Annotated in this window: 16 protein-coding genes; 11 read left to right on the plus strand and 5 right to left on the minus strand. The window is 60.9% G+C overall.

Going from position 1 to position 17,853, the window contains the following annotated elements:
* From VF672_RS23865 to VF672_RS23880, 4 genes are all read left to right on the plus strand, one after another.
* Positions 1–994, plus strand: a 994-nt coding sequence (locus VF672_RS23865) for an MFS transporter (RefSeq protein ID WP_331107585.1), incomplete at its 5' end; no start/stop codon positions are given.
* A gap of 381 nt (positions 995–1,375) precedes the next feature.
* Complete coding sequence (locus VF672_RS24740) at positions 1,376–1,783, plus strand: phage infection protein (protein ID WP_414705655.1); 408 nt, start codon at positions 1,376–1,378, stop codon at positions 1,781–1,783.
* A gap of 406 nt (positions 1,784–2,189) precedes the next feature.
* A complete protein-coding gene (locus VF672_RS23875) occupies positions 2,190–2,513 on the plus strand; it encodes a hypothetical protein (protein WP_331107587.1) in 324 nt (107 codons plus the stop codon).
* A 199-nt stretch (positions 2,514–2,712) separates the two neighbouring features.
* Positions 2,713–3,336, plus strand: a complete 624-nt coding sequence (locus VF672_RS23880; RefSeq protein WP_331107589.1) for a flavin reductase family protein — start codon at positions 2,713–2,715, stop codon at positions 3,334–3,336.
* Here the strand turns inward: VF672_RS23880 and VF672_RS23885 are convergent, their stop codons facing one another.
* Both VF672_RS23885 and VF672_RS23890 read right to left on the minus strand, forming a co-directional pair.
* A complete protein-coding gene (locus tag VF672_RS23885) occupies positions 3,337–3,576 on the minus strand; it encodes a hypothetical protein (protein WP_331107591.1) in 240 nt (79 codons plus the stop codon).
* 115 nt (positions 3,577–3,691) lie between these two features.
* On the minus strand, positions 3,692–4,045 hold the full coding sequence (locus VF672_RS23890) for an antibiotic biosynthesis monooxygenase family protein (RefSeq protein WP_331107593.1): 354 nt from the start codon (positions 4,043–4,045) through the stop codon (positions 3,692–3,694).
* A 354-nt stretch (positions 4,046–4,399) separates the two neighbouring features.
* Between VF672_RS23890 and VF672_RS23895 the strand changes: the two genes are divergently transcribed.
* Entirely contained in the window at positions 4,400–5,362 is a 963-nt protein-coding gene (locus VF672_RS23895) for an AraC family transcriptional regulator (RefSeq protein WP_331107596.1), read from the plus strand.
* Positions 5,363–5,424: 62 nt separating this feature from the next.
* Here the strand turns inward: VF672_RS23895 and VF672_RS23900 are convergent, their stop codons facing one another.
* A complete protein-coding gene (locus tag VF672_RS23900) occupies positions 5,425–7,056 on the minus strand; it encodes a 5-guanidino-2-oxopentanoate decarboxylase (RefSeq protein ID WP_331107710.1) in 1,632 nt (543 codons plus the stop codon).
* Positions 7,057–7,202: 146 nt separating this feature from the next.
* On the opposite strand from VF672_RS23900, the gene VF672_RS23905 reads away from it, so the two are divergent.
* The 3 genes from VF672_RS23905 to VF672_RS23915 all read left to right on the plus strand — a co-directional run bounded on the left by VF672_RS23905 (position 7,203) and on the right by VF672_RS23915 (position 10,040).
* Positions 7,203–8,090, plus strand: a complete 888-nt coding sequence (locus VF672_RS23905) for a LysR substrate-binding domain-containing protein (RefSeq protein ID WP_331107598.1) — start codon at positions 7,203–7,205, stop codon at positions 8,088–8,090.
* 139 nt (positions 8,091–8,229) lie between these two features.
* A complete protein-coding gene (locus tag VF672_RS23910; RefSeq protein WP_331107600.1) occupies positions 8,230–8,406 on the plus strand; it encodes a hypothetical protein in 177 nt (58 codons plus the stop codon).
* Between the two features lie 128 nt (positions 8,407–8,534).
* Positions 8,535–10,040: an MDR family MFS transporter gene (locus VF672_RS23915; RefSeq protein WP_331107602.1), complete on the plus strand. Its 1,506-nt coding sequence runs from the start codon at positions 8,535–8,537 to the stop codon at positions 10,038–10,040.
* An 18-nt stretch (positions 10,041–10,058) separates the two neighbouring features.
* On the opposite strand, the gene VF672_RS23920 is transcribed toward VF672_RS23915, so the two are convergent.
* Positions 10,059–10,904, minus strand: a complete 846-nt coding sequence (locus tag VF672_RS23920; protein WP_331107604.1) for a cache domain-containing protein — start codon at positions 10,902–10,904, stop codon at positions 10,059–10,061.
* Between the two features lie 204 nt (positions 10,905–11,108).
* Entirely contained in the window at positions 11,109–11,765 is a 657-nt protein-coding gene (locus tag VF672_RS23925) for a TetR family transcriptional regulator (protein ID WP_331107606.1), read from the minus strand.
* Between the two features lie 254 nt (positions 11,766–12,019).
* Between VF672_RS23925 and VF672_RS23930 the strand changes: the two genes are divergently transcribed.
* From VF672_RS23930 to VF672_RS23940, 3 genes are read left to right on the plus strand one after another with little or no spacing between them, the layout of a single operon-like run.
* Complete coding sequence (locus tag VF672_RS23930; RefSeq protein WP_331107609.1) at positions 12,020–13,180, plus strand: efflux RND transporter periplasmic adaptor subunit; 1,161 nt, start codon at positions 12,020–12,022, stop codon at positions 13,178–13,180.
* A gap of 3 nt (positions 13,181–13,183) precedes the next feature.
* Positions 13,184–16,318, plus strand: coding sequence for an efflux RND transporter permease subunit (locus VF672_RS23935; protein WP_331107611.1), 3,135 nt, complete (start codon positions 13,184–13,186; stop codon positions 16,316–16,318).
* On the plus strand, positions 16,315–17,781 hold the full coding sequence (locus VF672_RS23940; protein ID WP_331107613.1) for an AdeC/AdeK/OprM family multidrug efflux complex outer membrane factor: 1,467 nt from the start codon (positions 16,315–16,317) through the stop codon (positions 17,779–17,781). Before VF672_RS23935 ends, VF672_RS23940 begins: the two co-directional genes overlap by 4 nt.
* Positions 17,782–17,853: the final 72 nt, after the last annotated feature.

Below are 17,853 nucleotides of genomic sequence, written 5' to 3' on the forward strand. Positions count from 1 at the left end.
TTCGCTGATCATCGCCCTCACGCCCGGCTATGAAACCATCGGCGTTGGCGCTCCCATCATGCTGGTGTTCGCCCGCCTGTTGCAGGGCCTGTCGGTGGGTGGTGAATACGGCACCTCGGCCACCTACCTCAGCGAGATGGCGACCAAAGAACGCCGGGGCTTCTTCTCAAGCTTCCAGTACGTGACCCTGATCTCGGGCCAACTCATCGCGCTGGCGGTGTTGATCGTGCTGCAGCAGACGCTGACCACTGAGCAATTGCACGCATGGGGCTGGCGCATCCCGTTCGCGATCGGCGCGCTGTGCGCGGTGGTAGCGCTGTTCCTGCGTCGCGGAATGGAAGAGACCGAGTCATTCACCCGCAAGAAGGACAAGCCCAAAGAAAGCCTGATGCGTACATTGATGCGCCATCCAAAGGAGCTGATGACCGTCGTGGGCCTGACCATGGGCGGCACGCTGGCCTTCTATACATACACGACCTACATGCAGAAGTACCTGGTGAACACGGTGGGCATGAGCATCACCGATTCGACAACGATTTCTGCCGCCACGCTGTTCCTGTTCATGCTGCTGCAACCGGTAATCGGCGCGCTGTCAGACAAGATCGGCCGCCGCCCGATCCTGATTGCCTTCGGCGTGCTGGGCACCTTGTGTACCGTGCCGATCCTCACCACCCTGCACACCATCCAGAGCTGGTGGGGCGCGTTCTTCCTCATCATGGCCGCGCTGATCATCGTCAGCGGCTACACGTCGATCAACGCCGTGGTGAAAGCCGAACTGTTTCCCACCGAGATCCGCGCGCTGGGCGTTGGCTTGCCCTACGCACTCACCGTGTCGATCTTCGGCGGCACTGCCGAGTACATCGCGTTGTGGTTCAAGAGTATTGGCATGGAGACCGGTTACTACTGGTACGTCACCGCCTGCATCGCAGTGTCATTGCTGGTGTATGTGTTCATGAAGGACACCCGCAAGCACTCGCGGATCGAAACCGACTGACCTGAACGGAGCTGCGGAGCAGCGTCGATCAGCCTACAGAGGGCAAAAACAAGGGCAGCTCACTCGGATGAGCTGCCCTTTTGCATTCGCAGGCGCGGCTAAGTGCATGAATAACGCTTCCTTTTCGCAGTATCAATTTCAGCGATGATCGCTACCAACGTGATTGACTTCTTAATAATTCTGAGGCGAGTAGAGTTCACTCCATACCGAGTTACCCACTAATTAAGTCGATCTGGAGCAACTACCATGAAAACTAACAAACTGATCTTCGGCCTCGCTTTCTCTCTTCTTGCAAGCAGCGCCTTTGCACTTCCTGCAGTGGATGCGCATCACGCCGTTAACGCTGCGGTAGTTGCAGAAAACGGCTCATCTCACACTAACATCGGTCGCGTCGCTGCTGACGGTTCTGACCATGTAGGCGCCAACCGCCTCGCCGCCGACGGTGCCGACCGTGTAGGTGCCAATCGCCAGGCCGCTGATGGTTCGGACCACGTAGGCGCCAATCGCCTCGCTGCTGATGGCGCTGACCGCGTCGGTGCCAACCGCGTGGCAGCTGACGGTTCTGACCACGTTGGTGCCAACCGCCTCGCTGCTGATGGCGCTGACCACGTAGGTGCCAACCGCCTTGCTGCCGACGGTGCTGACCATGTTGGTGCAAATCGCCTCGCTGCTGACGGTGCTGACCACGTAGGTGCAAATCGCCTCGCTGCTGACGGTGCTGACCACGTAGGCGCAAATCGCCTTGCTGCCGACGGTGCCGACCATGTTGGTGCAAATCGCCTAAGCTGAATCACCCTGACGTTCTCTCAGCCCGGCCCCGTGCCGGGCTTAATTTTTTCAGCTCCATTCATATCCGCAGGCCCTGTATTCCCGGGTCGTTCGACAAATTGCCATGTGCACAAACACCGGTTTATCGCACCCTGCTGATGGCCACCGGGCCTCAACCCCTCGCGCCTCATACGCGAAGATTCATAAGAATTCAAATTAGTCAATACGTCATTACAGCTGAAATGGCGAAAATTGCGCCATACGAGCGCACATTTCTCTGCAGCGCCTTAAAACCGGGCATCTCCGCCAACTATCATTTTTGGCAATGGTCGTTAGCAACAGCCTTAACTTCAACTTAATCTGCACGCGCGTAACATTGGCTCCATTCCCAAGTTGAAAAATTATTGAACTTACTGGAGCAACACTCATGAAAACTTCAAATATTATTTTTGGTCTAAGTCTGTCCATTCTGGCATCGAGCGCATTCGCTCTGCCTGTTGCCGAACAGCACTCGGCACTTAACGGCATGGTTGTAGCGGAAGGCGGTTCATCCCACACCAACGCCTCGCACACCGGCTCCTATCGTCAGGCTTCCGATGGCTCTGATCATGTTGGCGCCAACCGCCTTGCCGCTGACGGTGCTGGCCGCGTAGGTGCAAATCGTCAGGCCGCTGATGGCGCTGACCATGTCGGCGCCAACCGCCTTGCCGCTGATGGCGCTGACCATGTCGGTGCCAACCGCACAAGCTAAGCGACACCGGCGTCTTGTTTACCGCTTCACGTTCCACCTCCTGAACTCCCTTTGTAGCCCGACGCTTGTCGGGCTTTTTTTTGCCCGGCATTCGCCAGCGGCTGGAATCCTCATGCAATGCCTTGCACTATGGCGACCTGCTTTCGGTGCACGCGCACTGCGTGGCCGCCATCCGGCCCCTCCCATTCAGGAACACACCATGTCAGACGATATTCATTTTTATGAACCCTCCAAGGGTCATGGCCTGCCGCACGACCCGTTCAACGCCATCGTCGGCCCCCGCCCGATCGGCTGGATCTCGTCCCACGACGCAGAGGGCAAACTGAACCTGGCGCCCTACAGCTTTTTCAACGCCTTCAACTATGTGCCGCCGATCATCGGCTTCTGCAGCATCGGCCGCAAAGACAGCCTGAACAACATCGAACAGACCGGCGAATTCGTCTGGAACCTCGCCACGCGCAGCCTGGCCGAGCAGATGAACATGAGTTGCGCGCCGGTGCCGGCGGACGTGAGTGAGTTCGAGCTGGCAGGCCTGACGGCTGAACCCTCGCGCATCGTTTCAGTGCCGAGGGTCAAGGAGACGCCGGTTTCGTTCGAATGCAAGGTGACCCAGATCATTCAACTGCAACGCGCCGACAAGGAAGTCGTGCCGAGCTGGCTGATTCTGGGGGAAGTGGTGGCGGTGCATATCGCCAAGCGGCTGCTGAAGGAAGGGGTGTATGACACCGCCGCCGGAGAGCCGATCCTGCGCGGCGGCGGCCCGGCTGACTATTTCCAGCTGAGCGCGGAATCACTCTTCAAAATGTATCGGCCAAAGGCCTGATCATTCCTGAGCGAAGACCAGCTCGCCTTCCTGCGTCACATCGGCGAGCCGCTCCAGCTCTTTCACGGCGGCGTCGTCAGCGGCGAGCGCCGTGGGGAATTTCTGTTCCGCGAGCACGCGGTGGAAAGTCGGCGCACCGCCCATGACCCGCTCTTTGACGGCGATGGCTGCGCTGTAGCCGCCTTCGCCCGGGACAGCAGCCGATACGGCTTCGTGATGCTGGAATTCTCTGCGTGCCATGTTTCGACGCCCTGCCTGGAAATAAAGGCAGGATTTTAAACGGAGAGGGATTCGCCTCGGCAAGACTTTTGTTCTGCTTGTCGGCGGCGCTAGCGCGAAACCGTACATCACCCCGTCACCCGGCCAGACGGACGTCCGCAGCGACATAAGCCGTCTGCGCCTGAGCCGGGGTCACCGTGGCATAGGTCTGAAAATCCAGGCTCACCACCAGCGACTCGCTCAGCAGTTCGGAAAACAGGTTCAGCTCAGGCGCAGCGAACCAGTCGTTCATCGCGCTGGGATCAGCCCACGAACCGGTCATGACCCACACGTTTTCGTCCGTCAGGGATCTCTGCAGCGCGAAGTGCAGACAACCCGGTGCCGCGGCGGACGGGTTGATCAGGCTGCTCAGGCGGGCACCCACCTGGACGCTGTGTCCGGCGCGGGCGCGAACGGATACCCAATGGCTCACGACTGACGTATCTAGCATGGTCTGCGCTCCTTCTCTTTTGCGTGCGGGCCGCGATCCAGAATCTGTTGTGCGTGAAACAGGCGGCGGCTGGGCGTTAAGGTTAGGAGCAGCCGCGCCCGCTGCGGTAGCCAATTACTGCGCAGTTATTGCCTGATTCTGCGCCGACAGGCTCATCGTGCGTCACGCTCTGGGCGCTGCGCAGCGCCGGATGCATGGACTTTCAAGCAACCATCCCCGGCGGGCAGGCCACGTCCAAGGGGCCGATACACACCGGTAACAGGATCAGGCAATCATCCGGCAGAATTCGCCTACCGCTTGCGCTTGCCCAAAAATAAGCTGTGCTGCATCAATACCCTGCCAAAGGAGTTCCCCATGTCGCTCACCGCTCTTGCGCCGTCCGCACCGGACGCTCGACCCGTTGCCGAGCTGAACGCACCGATGACGCAACAGCGCGCCGAACTGGCGGAACTCATCCGCCGTCATGCCCCCGCCGATGGCAGTTTCCAGACGGTAATCAAACCGCTGTTCATGGTTCGCCACGATCATCCGTCGCAATCGGTGCCGGGGCTGGTACAACCGGCGCTGTGCATCATGGCGCAGGGCCGCAAGGACGTGACACTCGGCGGCGAGCTCTACACCTACGACCCGCTCAATTACCTGGTGCTGTCGGTGGCGTTGCCCATCAGTGGCAAGGTGATCCACGCGACGCCGGAAGAGCCGCACCTGGCCTTGCGCCTGGAAATCGATCCGGTGGAAATCAACGCACTGATCGCTGAAGCCGGGCCCATGAGCGTGCCGATGCGCCAGGGCAGCCACAGCGGGCGCGGCATGTACGTTGAGCGGATCGACGCGCAATTGCTGGACGCCGTCATCCGTCTGATCCGCCTACTGGACACGCCGAAAGACATCCCCATGCTCGCACCGCTGATCAACCGGGAGATTCTGTACCGCCTGCTGCGTGGGAGTGAAGGTCACCGGCTGTATGAAATCGCCATCTCCAATTGCCAGACCCACCGCGTGACCCAAGCGATCAAATGGCTCAACGATCATTTCCAGCAGCCCTTGCGGATCGAAGACCTGGCCAAAGAGGTCAACCTGAGCGTGTCGACGCTGCACCATCGCTTCAAGGCCGTCACCGCCATGAGCCCGCTCCAATACCAGAAGCAACTGCGCCTGCAGGAGGCGCGACGCTTAATGCTGGCGGACGGCCTCGAGGCGTCGGCGGCCGGTTACCGGGTGGGCTACGAAAGCGCTTCGCAGTTCAGCCGCGAATACAGTCGGCTGTTCGGCGCGCCGCCGCTGCGGGACCTGGCGCGCCTGCGCAGTACGGTGTGAAGCTGCGACGATCACTCGCGCAGCCGAAGCGACCCTCGGTCTTGGTCTGCCGGTCTGAAACGTCAGCCACAGCTGCTCATCCAGCGACCCTGGTCAATCTCGATCAAGGTTGGCCCCTCGCGCCGGCTGGCTGAACTCAGTGCCGCTTGCAACTGCTCAACGCTGCCGGCCGCCTCCGCCGCACATCCCAGTGCGTTGGCCACGCCCCTGAAATCTGGCGTGTAAATGTCCACGCCGATGGGCTCGATGGCGCGGTTGACCATGTACTTCTTGATCTCCTCGTAGCCCTGGTTATTCCACAGCAACACGACAATCGGCGTTCGGGCCTCCACGGCACTCGCCAGCTCAGGCAAGGTGAACTGCAAGCCGCCATCGCCAATCAGGCACACCACCGGATGCGATTCTCCAGCGTCGCGGCTGCCGAGCCATGCGCCCACGGCGGCGGGCAAGGCGTAGCCGAGGGTTCCGTAACCGGTCGATGAGTTAAACCAGCGCCGGGGCCCGTCGAGGTCGAGGGTCAGGTTGCCGGTGTACACGGGCTGGGTGGAGTCCCCCACGATCACGGCGTGCGGCAGCGCATCGAGCACCGTCTGCAAGAACAGCGTCTGCGCACGGGTCACGTCGTCCCAACCTGCCTCAATATCCGCCCTGAGTGCGGCAACCCGCGCAGGCCCCCAATCCGCGTTGCGCGGGGCCAGCAACTCACTGGCCATCGCTTCCACCAACGCCTCGGCAGCGCACTCGGCGTCTGAGACCAGCGCGACCGTCGGCGCATAATTGCGCACGGTCTGATCAGGGTCGATGTCGATGCGCAGCAACGTGCCCGGGATCTTGAAGTGTCCCTGGAAGGTAATGTCGTAATCGGTTTCCGCCAGCTCCGTGCCGATCGCCAGTACCACGTCAGCGCTTTCAATCACGTCACGCGTTGCATCGAGCGACTGCGTCGAGCCTATCAACAGCGGGTGGGCACTCGGCAGCATGCCTTTGGCGTTGATGGTCAGCGCGACCGGGGCGGCCAGCCGTTCCGCCAGACGCGTCAGAGCCGGCGCGGCGTCAATGGCACCGCCTCCCGCCAGGATCAGCGGCCGTTGGGCCTTGGCCAACAGATTCGCCATCTGCCTGATCGCGGCGGCCGCCGGCCCTGCGCGTGTCACCGACACCGGCAGGCAGTTCAGCAGGGCATCAGCGTTTTCCACCAGCACGTCCAGCGGAATCTCGATGTGCACGGGGCGCGGGCGAGCCGCGTGGAATACCGCAAAAGCGCGGGCCAGCACCGAGGGCAACTCAGCCGCAGACATCAAGGTGTGGGAGAACGCCGCGACGCCCGCCACCAGCGCGCTCTGGGACGGCAGTTCGTGCAGCTTGCCGCGGCCGCCGCCCAATTGACTGCGCGACTGCACGCTGGAAATCACCAGCATCGGGATTGAGTCCGCGTAAGCCTGGCCCATCGCCGTGGCGATGTTGGTCATGCCGGGCCCGGTGATGATGAAGCACACACCGGGCTTGCCGCGGGTACGCGCATAACCATCGGCCATGAAGCCTGCGCCTTGCTCATGCCGCGGGGTAATGTGGGAGATAGTCGAACCCGCCAGCCCTCGGTAGAGCTCGACGGTGTGTACGCCTGGAATGCCAAACACCCGCTCGACCCCATAGCCTTCAAGCAACTTGACCAGCACTTCCCCGCACGTCGCCATGTGTCCGTCCTCTTTATGAGCCTGCCAGAACCGGATCGCGATGGGCGAGGCATGATAAGCGAGCATTGAAACCGCAGCGCCGTATCGGCCACAACGCAAAAAATGTCATGCTTAGCCATGTCTTAAGCTCATGGCTGGCCTGCCGAATGAAACGTCTTCCGCCCCTCCCCGCGCTGCACACCTTCCTGATCACGGGCAGGTGCTGCAATTTCACCCGGGCGGCCGAGGCGCTGCACATCACTCAGGGCGCGGTTAGCCGGCAGATTTCAGGGCTGGAAGCTCATCTGGGTTATCGGCTGTTCAATCGTCAGGCGCGAGGCTTGAGCCTGACACAGCAGGGCCGGGAACTGTTGCCGCGCATCGAGCAGGTGTTCGGCCTGATCGAAGAGGCGGTGGATCGGGTCGATGCCAAACCGAGGGCGCTGCAGATCAAGGCGCCGACCTGCATCAGCCGTTGGTTGTTGCCGCGCTTGATGCAGTGGCACAAACAGCGGCCTGACGTGCCGGTGCAGCTGACCACGACGAGCGCCCACACCGTGGATTTCCGTCAGGAAGATTTTGACGCCGCCGTGGTGTTCGGCCCGCACCCGGGTGATGCCAACCACGTACAACCTCTGTTCGATGAACAACTGACCCCGGTGTGCTCGCCGGCGCTGCTGTCCAGTCACCCGCTCGCTGATCCCGCCGATCTCGATCAGCATATGTTGCTGCACCCCAGCCTCGATGGGCGGGACTGGACGCTGTGGCTGAAGGCCGCTGGTGCGAAGCCAAGTCGTGTCGAGCAGGGCCAGCACTTCGACACGATGGACCTGGCGATGACCGTCGCGTCACAGGGCTCCGGCGTGGCCATGGGCGATTGGTCGCTGATCGGTCAGGACCTGAGCGCGGGGCGCCTGGTCATGCCCTTTGAGCTGAAAGTGCGAACAGGCGCCGCGTATTACTTCGTTCATCCCAAGCGAGCCGAGGCATCTGCGTCGCTCCCTGATCTGCTGGAATGGCTGTCAACGCAGGCCGCAGAACGCCGCATCGGCTGAACAGCGAATGCCGGCTCTACTTCAACGGGCCGCCTGATAAAAACATTCAATCCCCCTCGCCCGGTGTGACGGCCAATAGCGACCTACACTGACAGTGTCCGCTCTGAATCAGCTGTCCTACCGGATCGAGGCAAGTGTCATGAGAACCACAATAAAAAGACAATGCGTTTACGTCGTCGCCGTCGTCGGCGTGTTGAGCCTGTATGCCGCAGGTGCCTACCGAATCGAACAGATGCGACAGGCGCCCCGCATGGCGGTGGCCTGCACCATGGGGCATTGCGTCCCGACCGATGCGACATTCAGCGCACTTCGCTGACGGCACACGCTCGTCAACGTAACGCGTGAATCTTCACAGCCTGCTATCGATTAGCAAGCTAACGGACTAGACTCGGCCCATATTCCTGCGCGTGTTCAGCAGGTCAATCTGCCAGTCGAGTCCCCTCTGTGACGAGCCTCAATCAACCCCGTCCGGATATCCGCAGCATTCTTTTCGCGCTGATGATGGCCGTTTTCCTCAGCGCGCTAGATCAGACCATTGTCGCGGTCTCGATGCCGGCCATCTCTGCTCAATTCCAGGACTTCGATTTGCTCGCCTGGGTCATCTCGGCCTACATGGTCGCGCTTACCGTGGCCGTGCCCATTTACGGCAAACTGGGGGACTTGTACGGCCGGCGTCGGCTGATGCTGTTCGGACTGGCGACCTTTACCCTCGCCTCGCTGTTCTGCGCCATGGCCCAGAGCATGGAACAACTGGTGTTGGCACGGCTGCTCCAGGGCATCGGCGCCGGCGGCATGGTCTCAGTGAGCCAGGCGATCATCGGCGACATCGTCCCGCCCCGCGAGCGTGGCCGTTATCAAGGCTACTTTAGCGGGATGTACGCGGCGGCCAGCGTGGCCGGGCCAGTGCTCGGCGGCTTCATGACCGAATATCTGTCGTGGCGCTGGGTCTTCATCATCAACCTGCCGCTGGGGCTGGCGGCGTGGTGGGTCGCGCGCAAGACACTGGTCGGCCTGCCGATTCCCCAGCGCAAACCGGTGATCGACTACCTGGGCACGGTGTTAATGATCATCGGCTTGACCGCCTTACTGCTGGGCATCACCGAGATCGGTCAGGGCCGCAGCTGGCGCGATGAATCGGTGGTCATGCAATTATCCGTGGCCCTCCTGGCGCTGGTGATCTTTGTGCTGTATGAGCGCCGCACCCGCGAGCCGTTGTTGCCTATGCACCTGTTCGCCAACCGCAGCGCCGTGCTCTGTTGGTGCACCATTTTCTTCACCAGCTTTCAGGCCATTTCGCTCATCGTGCTGCTGCCGCTGCGCTTTCAGACCGTGACCGGTGGAGGCGCCGACAGCGCGGCGTTGCACCTGATGCCGCTGGCCATCGGCATGCCCATCGGCGCGTATTTCGGTGGCCGGCGCACCTCGCTCACGGGGCGCTACAAACCCATCATCCTCACCGGCGCCGCCCTGATGCCACTGGCGATTCTCGGCATTGCGCTCACGCCGCCGCAGTCGGGCATTCTGACGAGCGTGTTCATGGTCCTCACGGGCATTGCCAGCGGGATGCAGTTCCCGACCTCGCTGGTAGGGACGCAGAACTCGGTGGACGTAAAAGACATGGGCGTGGCAACCAGCACCACGAACTTGTTCCGCTCCCTGGGCGGTGCGGTCGGCGTGGCAACGATGTCGGCCCTGCTGCTGGCCATGCTCGCCGGTTCCGGCATTGCCCAGGTCGGCGGCAGCGCGATTCCCGGCGAAGGCTCGGGGAATCTGCTGATGGACAGCCTGCATGCCGCCAGCGGCCCGGCGCTTGAACTGCTGCGCGGGCAGCTGTCAATGACCTTTCAGCACTTGTTGATGGGCAGCGCGGCCGTGTCACTGCTGGGGCTGTCGGCAGCGCTGGCGATGCCCAACCACCTGCTGCGGGGGCGGGACGACAAGGATCGGTAATCCCGTCCGGCGCGGCGGTCAGCCGCTGTAGAAACCCACCGCCACCAGGCAGTCACCGACTTTGCGCACGTAAGCGTGCTTGTGTTCGATCTTGCTGGTGACCGGGTTGCGCCAGCGGTATTCGTACTCGCCTTCGGGCTGTTGCTTGACCAGATCAAGCATCGGGATGCCGACCGGCTTGCCTTCCGGGTCCCTGACCTTGCTGAAATCGGTATTCACCAGCCTCAAGCTAGTGCCGTGGGCGACGTAGCGCTTGGTGTTCACGTTCACCACGAAGACATACAGATCGTCTTGCAAAAACCCACCCTTGAGGTCGTTGATCGCGCGAAGGGTGCCGTCCTTATCCTGTTCAAGCGCCTTGGACGCTCTGTCGAGCAATGCCCTCGCCTGCTCCGGCGAGGCGCGGGGCAAGTAGTAACCGACGGCTAGGACACGATCGCCGATACGCTGAAAATACACTCGCTTGCGCTCGACTTTGCCGTCGCGCCAGTTCTGCCAGCGGTATTCGGCCTGCTGGATGCCGGCGTCTTCGGGTGTTTGCAGCACCTGTCTCAAGTTTTTTTGCAGCTCCGGGTCCAGCACCGACGACACGTCACGGCCGATCAACGCCACCGACGGTCCGCCGCTGGCGAGCATGATGCCCTTGGTATCGACGACAAAGACATAACGCTCGCCGTCGACAAACTCGCCCTGACGGCTGAACTCGGCCAGCGCCTTGTCGCTCTGAACGCGATATCGGGCAACAGCCTTTTCCAGCAGCGCCCTGGCCGCTGCGGCTTCCTGAAGCTCATCGCCTGCAGCCCATCCTTGCCCGACGCACAGAGCTGCAAGTGCGCCAATCAGGAGTTTTCTGCACGCGCTCATTGACACGACTGCCATTGCTTCGCCCCCCAGTTTCTTGGTGATGGGGCAAGCGTAGTCGGGGGATTGCAATAGGGAAGTATTCGGCGCTTCGATGGGGCAGCAGGCCTGAATGGTCGCTGAATGACCCGGCAAACCGGGTAAAGCGAAGGTAAAGCGCCTGTTCAGTGAGGGTCAGGCGCGGTATAGATACAGGCCAAGCGCCACTTAGCTGGCCGTTTTAACAGCGCCGGGATCGCGTAACGCCGGGCTGAAGCGCAGCATGTCGAGAATGCCGTCGACCAGGCGCTCTGCGTCGTCTTGCAGCGAGAAGCTTTCCGGTACGAGCAGCCATTGGCCAAGGATGCCGTGTATGTAAGCGTGCAGGCAGATCGCGGCGCGTTGAGGGTTCAGGTCAGCGGGGAGCTGTCCTTGACGGGAAGCATTGCCCAGCGCCAAGGCAATTCGCTCGTTGGCGTCGAGCCAGACAAATTGCCGCTGTTGCCGCATGTCACACATTTCGTCGGTGAATTCGAATTTATGAAAGAGAATTTCGTTGATGCGGCGGGTTTTGGGGTCGCTGGCAACTTGTTGAAACAAATGGGTGAGAAGCTTGCGCGTCCATCCCAGTGGGTCCACTTCGTCTTCGCTTTCGCTTGCCTTGGCCATTTCTTCAAGGGGCTCATGCAGGCTGTCGAGCATCGCCTGGACCAAGTCGGCCTTATTGCTGAAATGCCAATAGATCGCGCCGCGAGTCACGCCCGCCAGGGTCGCGATGTCCGCCAGCGTCGTGCGGGAAACCCCTCGATCGTAGAAAGCCTGCTCGGCAGCTTCGAGGATCTGCTTGCGCGTTTCCTGAGCTTCTTCTTTCGTGCGTCGGACCATGGCAGTAAAAACCTCTATGAAAATGCCTCAGGCACTCTGGTCGAGTGGCCTGTACAGCACGTCGGGCGGCCTTTGTAATGCCTTGTCCCGGACCTACAATCGATACCCTCGGTGCGTTGGAGTGTCGCACTCGTGGGTGTTTACAAACAACCGTGAATGTAAGTATATTCATTAGCATGCTACTTATCCAGCAGGAACACTTTCCCGTCCCTTTCAACTTTTCATGAGTTCAGGCTCCTGACCCGAGGATCTTCATGCAATTCAAGCCAGCTGTTACCGTACTGGTCACTGCCGTCGCCCTGGCAACGCTGCTCTCCGGATGCAGCAAGAAGGAAGAAGCGGCTCCAGCACCACCGCCCCCTCAGGTCGGCGTCGTTACTCTGAAAACCCAGGCGTACACCCTGACCTCTGAACTTCCCGGCCGGACCACCGCGTTCCGTATCGCCGAAGTGCGTCCGCAAGTGAACGGCATCATTCTCAAGCGGCTGTTCACCGAAGGCGCAGACGTCAAAGCCGGTCAGCAGCTCTACCAGATCGATCCGGCCGTTTACCAGGCCACTCTGGACAGCGCCAAAGCGACCTTCGAATCTTCCAACTCGCTCGCCGGCCGCTACAAGCAGCTGATCAACGAGCAAGCCGTCAGCCGTCAGGAATACGACACGGCGGTGGGTTCGGCTCGCGAAGCGAAGGCTGCTGTGCAAACTGCGGAAATCAACCTGCGTTACACCAAGGTCTATGCGCCGATCTCCGGCCGCATTGGTCGTTCGCTGGTAACGGAAGGCGCGTTGGTCAGCAATGGTCAGGCCGATGCAATGGCCACCATTCAGCAACTGGACCCCATCTACGTCGACGTGATCCAGTCTTCGGCCGAAATGCTCAAGCTGCGTCGTGAGCTGGAAAGCGGCAAGCTGCAGAAAGCCGGCGACAACGCCGCCAAGGTCAAGCTGGTGCTGGAAGACGGCAGTCTGTACCCGATCGAAGGCAAGCTTGAGTTTTCCGAAGTCTCGGTCGACCAGACCACTGGCTCCGTGACCCTGCGCGCCGTGTTCCCGAACCCTGATCACACGCTGCTGCCGGGCATGTTCGTGCACGCACGACTGCAATCGGGCGTGGCAGAGAACGCGATTCTGGTGCCGCAGCAAGGCATCACCCGTGACCTCAAAGGCACCCCGACCGCCCTGGTGGTCAACGCCGACAACAAGGTTGAGACCCGCACTCTGGTTGCCAACCGCACCATCGGCAGCGACTGGCTGGTCGAGAAAGGCCTGAACGCCGGTGATCGCGTGATTACCGAAGGGCTGCAATACGTCAAGCCAGGCGCGCAAGTGAAAGTGGCCGAAGCCACCAACGTCAATGCAGCTAACCCGGCACCTGCCCCGGCAACTGATAAAGCCGCAGGCAGCAAAGGGGAGTAATTCATGTCGAAATTTTTTATCGACCGGCCGATTTTCGCGTGGGTAATCGCCCTCGTGATCATGCTGGTGGGGACGCTGTCGATCCTCAAGCTACCGATCAACCAATACCCGGCCATTGCACCACCGGCCATTGCAATCGCCGTAACCTACCCGGGCGCCAACGCGCAAACCGTGCAGGACACCGTCGTTCAGGTGATCGAGCAGCAGCTCAACGGCATCGACAACCTGCGTTATGTGTCATCGGAAAGTAACTCCGACGGCAGCATGACCATCACCGCGACGTTCAACCAGGGTACCAACCCGGACATCGCGCAGGTTCAGGTGCAGAACAAGCTCAACCTGGCCACCCCGCTGCTGCCGCAAGAAGTGCAGCAACAGGGTATCCGCGTGACCAAGGCCGTTAAGAACTTCCTGATGGTCGTCGGTCTGGTGTCCGAAGACGGCAGCATGGGCAAGGAAGACTTGTCCAACTACATCGTGTCGAACATGCAGGATCCGATCTCCCGTACCTCCGGTGTGGGCGACTTTCAGGTGTTCGGTGCTCAGTACGCCATGCGTATCTGGCTCGACCCGGCCAAGCTGAACAACTTTCAGCTGACGCCGGTCGACGTCAAGACGGCCATCACCGCCCAGAACGTTCAGGTGTCTTCCGGCCAGATTGGCGGCCTGCCTGCGCTCAAGGGCCAGCAGCTGAACGCCACGATCATTGGTAAAACCCGTCTGCAGACTGCCGAGCAGTTCGGCAACATTCTGCTGAAGGTCAATCCAGACGGTTCCCAGGTTCGCCTCAAAGACGTTGCCAAAGTCGGTCTGGGCGGCGAGAACTACAGCATTGACGCGCAGTTCAACGGCAAGCCGGCTTCGGGCCTGGCGATCAAGCTGGCAACCGGCGCCAACGCGCTGGACACCGCCAAGGCGATCCGCGCCACGATTTCCCAGCTGGAACCTTTCTTCCCGCCGGGCATGAAAGTGGTTTACCCGTACGACACCACACCGGTCGTTCAGGAATCCATCACCGGGGTTGTTCACACCCTGGGTGAAGCGATCATCCTGGTGTTCCTGGTGATGTACCTGTTCCTGCAAAACTTCCGCGCCACGATCATCACCACGATGACCGTGCCAGTGGTATTGCTCGGCACGTTCGGGATCCTCGCCGCCGCCGGCTTCACCATCAACACGCTGACCATGTTCGGGGTGATCCTGGCCATCGGCTTGCTGGTGGACGATGCCATCGTTGTGGTGGAGAACGTCGAGCGAGTCATGGCGGAGGACAAACTGTCGCCGCGAGACGCCACGATCAAATCCATGGAGCAGATTCAGGGCGCATTGGTGGGCATCGCGCTCGTGTTGTGTGCGGTTCTGTTGCCGATGGCGTTCTTTGGTGGCTCCACGGGTGTGATCTACCGGCAGTTCTCGATCACCATCGTTTCGGCGATGGCGCTCTCGGTACTGGTCGCGCTGATCTTCACGCCGGCGTTGTGCTCCACCCTGCTCAAGCCAATCGATCACGAGAAGCACGGGCAGCCGAAACGTGGATTCTTTGGCTGGTTCAACCGTACCTTCGACCGCAGCGTAGTGAGCTACGAGCGCGGCGTCGGCAACATGCTCAAGCACAAGATTCCGGCCTTCATCGTTTACGCGCTGATCGTTTGCGGCACCATCTGGATGTTTACCCGCATTCCGAGTGCTTTCCTGCCGGAAGAAGACCAGGGCGTTATTTTCGCCCAGGTGCAGACACCACCGGGCTCTTCAGCAGAACGTACGCAAACCGTCATCGACAACATGCGTAAGTACCTGCTGGAAGAAGAATCCGGCGCAGTGAATTCGGTGTTTACCGTCAACGGCTTCAACTTCGCCGGTCGCGGTCAGAGTTCCGGTCTGGCGTTCATCATGCTTAAACCCTGGGGCGATCGTGACGCGTCCAACAGTGTGTTCGAGCTGGCCAAACGCGCGCAGCAGCATTTCTTCGGCTTCCGCGATGCAATGACCTTTGCTGTCGTACCGCCTGCGGTATTGGAGCTGGGTAACGCCACCGGTTTCGACGTTTATCTGCAGGATCAGGGCGGCGTGGGTCACGCCAAACTGATGGAAGCGCGTAACCAACTGCTGGGCATGGCGGCACAGAGCAAGATTCTGGCCGGTGTGCGCCCGAACGGTCTGAACGATGAGCCGCAGTATCAACTGGTCATCGACGACGAACGTGCGCAGGCGCTGGGCCTGAGCTTGTCGGACATCAACACCACGCTGTCCATCGCGATGGGTGGCAACTACGTCAACGACTTCATCGACCGCGGTCGGGTCAAGAAGGTGTACGTCCAGGGCGATGCCAGCGCGCGGATGAAGCCCGAAGACCTGAAGAAGTGGTACGTGCGCAACAGCGCCGGCGAGATGGTGCCGTTCGCCTCATTCGCCACCGGGGAGTGGGTGTTTGGTTCGCCGAAGCTGTCGCGTTACAACGGTGTACCGGCAGAAGAAGTGCTCGGGACGCCGGCGCCGGGCTACAGCACCGGTGAGGCAATGGCCGAGGTCGAGCAATTGGCCAAGAAGCTGCCAGCCGGCGTTGGCCTTTCCTGGACGGGTCTGTCTTATGAAGAGCGTCTGTCGGGTTCCCAGGCACCTGCCCTGTACGCGTTGTCCATTCTGATCGTGTTCCTGTGTCTGGCGGCGTTGTACGAAAGCTGGTCGATTCCGATCGCGGTGTTGCTGGTGATCCCGCTTGGGGTTATCGGTGCGCTGATCGCGACGAGCTTGCGTGGCCTGTCCAACGACGTGTTCTTCCAGGTGGGTCTCTTGGTGACGGTGGGTCTGGCGGCGAAAAACGCCATTCTGATCGTCGAGTTTGCCAAGGAGCTGCACGAGCAGGGCAAAGGCATCGTCGACGCGACCATCGAAGCGTGCCGGATGCGTCTGCGGCCCATCGTGATGACGTCCATGGCGTTCATCCTCGGTGTGGTCCCGCTGGCGATTTCCTCGGGCGCCGGTGCAGGTAGCCAGCATTCGATCGGTACGGGCGTGATCGGCGGTATGATCACTGCCGTTATTCTCGCGATCTTCTGGGTACCTTTGTTCTTCGTTTCGATATCCTCGCTGTTCAAGGGCAAACAGAAACACACTCCACACGATGAGGCTGGCCAATGAGCAAGTCCCTGATCTCGCTGGCGGTCACCGCGTTCATTCTCGGCGGCTGCTCGTTGATCCCCGAATACAATCAGCCCGCCGCGCCGGTGCCGGCTCAGTTTCCGCAAGGTCCGGCCTACGCGCCGGCCCAGGCGGCAAACCAGGCGGCGGCCGAACAAGGCTGGCGTCAGTTTTTCCATGACCCGGCGCTGCAGCAACTGATTCAGACGTCGCTGCAAAACAACCGTGACCTGCGCGTTGCAGCCCTGAACATCGACGCCTACCGCGCGCAGTACCGCATTCAGCGTGCGGACCTGTTTCCCGGTGTGGCAGCCTCCGGCACTGGCACCCGTCAGCGCGTACCGGGCGATCTTTCGCAAACGGGCCAATCCGGTATCACCAGTCAGTATTCGGTGGGTCTGGGCATCAGTTCCTATGAGCTGGATCTGTTCGGCCGGGTGCGCAGCCTGAGCGAGCAGGCGCTGCAGACCTACTTCGCCGGTGAAGAAGGCCGTCGCAGTACGCAGATCAGTCTGGTGGCCAACGTTGCCAACGCCTATCTGACGTGGGAAGCGGACAAAGAACTGCTGAAGCTGACCCAGGACACCCTCGGGGCGTTCGAGGAAAGCCTGCGTCTGACCTCGCGCAGCAACGAAGTGGGCGTGGCGTCGGCGCTGGATCTGGCGCAGTCGCGCACCTCCGTCGAGAGCGCCCGCGTCAAACTGGCTCAGTATCAGCGACTGGTCGCACAGGACGAGAACAACCTGGTGCTGCTGCTGGGCACCAGCTTGCCGGCCAACCTGCCGGCGTCAAAGCCGTTGAGCGCTGACATGCTCAACGAAATGCCAGCGGGCCTGCCTTCGGAACTGCTCCAGCGTCGTCCGGATATTCTTCAGGCCGAATACAGCCTGAAAGCGGCCAACGCCAACATCGGCGCCGCACGCGCCGCGTTCTTCCCCAGCATCAGCCTTACCGCCAGTGCGGGTACCGCGAGCGGCGATTTGAGCGGGCTGTTCAAGGGCGGTTCGGGCACGTGGTTGTTTGAACCGACGATCAATCTGCCGATCTTCAACGCGGGCAGTCTGCGCGCAAGCCTCGACTACTCGAAGATCCAGAAAGACATCGGCGTCGCCAACTACGAGAAGGCGATTCAGACCGCGTTCCAGGAAGTGTCCGACGGCCTGGCCGCACGCAAGACGTTCACCGATCAGCTCAAGGCGCAGACGGATTTCGTCAACGCCAACCAGGATTACTACCGTCTGGCCGAGCGTCGCTATCGCATCGGGATCGACAGCAACCTGACCTTCCTCGACGCCCAGCGTCAGTTGTTCAGCGCGCAGCAGTCGTTGATCACCGATCGCCTGTCGCAGCTCAACAGCGAGGTCAATCTGTACCGCGCGCTGGGTGGCGGCTGGTACGAACAGACCCCGACTGGCGAACGCCAGCCGACGGCGGGTGATGTGCCATCCACCCGATTGTTCTGATTCAACGCCCATGAAAAAACCCACCAATTGGTGGGTTTTTTTTGCCTGCCAAAAAGCCATGAGAACCGCGAC

The organism is Pseudomonas sp. (assembly GCF_036387035.1).
GTDB lineage: Bacteria > Pseudomonadota > Gammaproteobacteria > Pseudomonadales > Pseudomonadaceae > Aquipseudomonas.

Excerpts from the sequence above, each read along its gene's own strand:
- VF672_RS23875 (WP_331107587.1), top strand. The coding sequence starts at position 2,190 with ATGAAAACTTCAAATATTATTTTTGGTCTAAGTCTGTCCATTCTGGCA.
- VF672_RS23880 (WP_331107589.1), top strand. The coding sequence starts at position 2,713 with ATGTCAGACGATATTCATTTTTATGAACCCTCCAAGGGTCATGGCCTG.
- VF672_RS23885 (WP_331107591.1), bottom strand. The coding sequence starts at position 3,576 with ATGGCACGCAGAGAATTCCAGCATCACGAAGCCGTATCGGCTGCTGTC.
- VF672_RS23890 (WP_331107593.1), bottom strand. The coding sequence starts at position 4,045 with ATGCTAGATACGTCAGTCGTGAGCCATTGGGTATCCGTTCGCGCCCGC.
- VF672_RS23895 (WP_331107596.1), top strand. The coding sequence starts at position 4,400 with ATGTCGCTCACCGCTCTTGCGCCGTCCGCACCGGACGCTCGACCCGTT.
- VF672_RS23900 (WP_331107710.1), bottom strand. The coding sequence starts at position 7,056 with ATGGCGACGTGCGGGGAAGTGCTGGTCAAGTTGCTTGAAGGCTATGGG.
- VF672_RS23905 (WP_331107598.1), top strand. The coding sequence starts at position 7,203 with ATGAAACGTCTTCCGCCCCTCCCCGCGCTGCACACCTTCCTGATCACG.
- VF672_RS23910 (WP_331107600.1), top strand. The coding sequence starts at position 8,230 with ATGAGAACCACAATAAAAAGACAATGCGTTTACGTCGTCGCCGTCGTC.
- VF672_RS23920 (WP_331107604.1), bottom strand. The coding sequence starts at position 10,904 with ATGAGCGCGTGCAGAAAACTCCTGATTGGCGCACTTGCAGCTCTGTGC.
- VF672_RS23925 (WP_331107606.1), bottom strand. The coding sequence starts at position 11,765 with ATGGTCCGACGCACGAAAGAAGAAGCTCAGGAAACGCGCAAGCAGATC.
- VF672_RS23930 (WP_331107609.1), top strand. The coding sequence starts at position 12,020 with ATGCAATTCAAGCCAGCTGTTACCGTACTGGTCACTGCCGTCGCCCTG.
- VF672_RS23935 (WP_331107611.1), top strand. The coding sequence starts at position 13,184 with ATGTCGAAATTTTTTATCGACCGGCCGATTTTCGCGTGGGTAATCGCC.
- VF672_RS23940 (WP_331107613.1), top strand. The coding sequence starts at position 16,315 with ATGAGCAAGTCCCTGATCTCGCTGGCGGTCACCGCGTTCATTCTCGGC.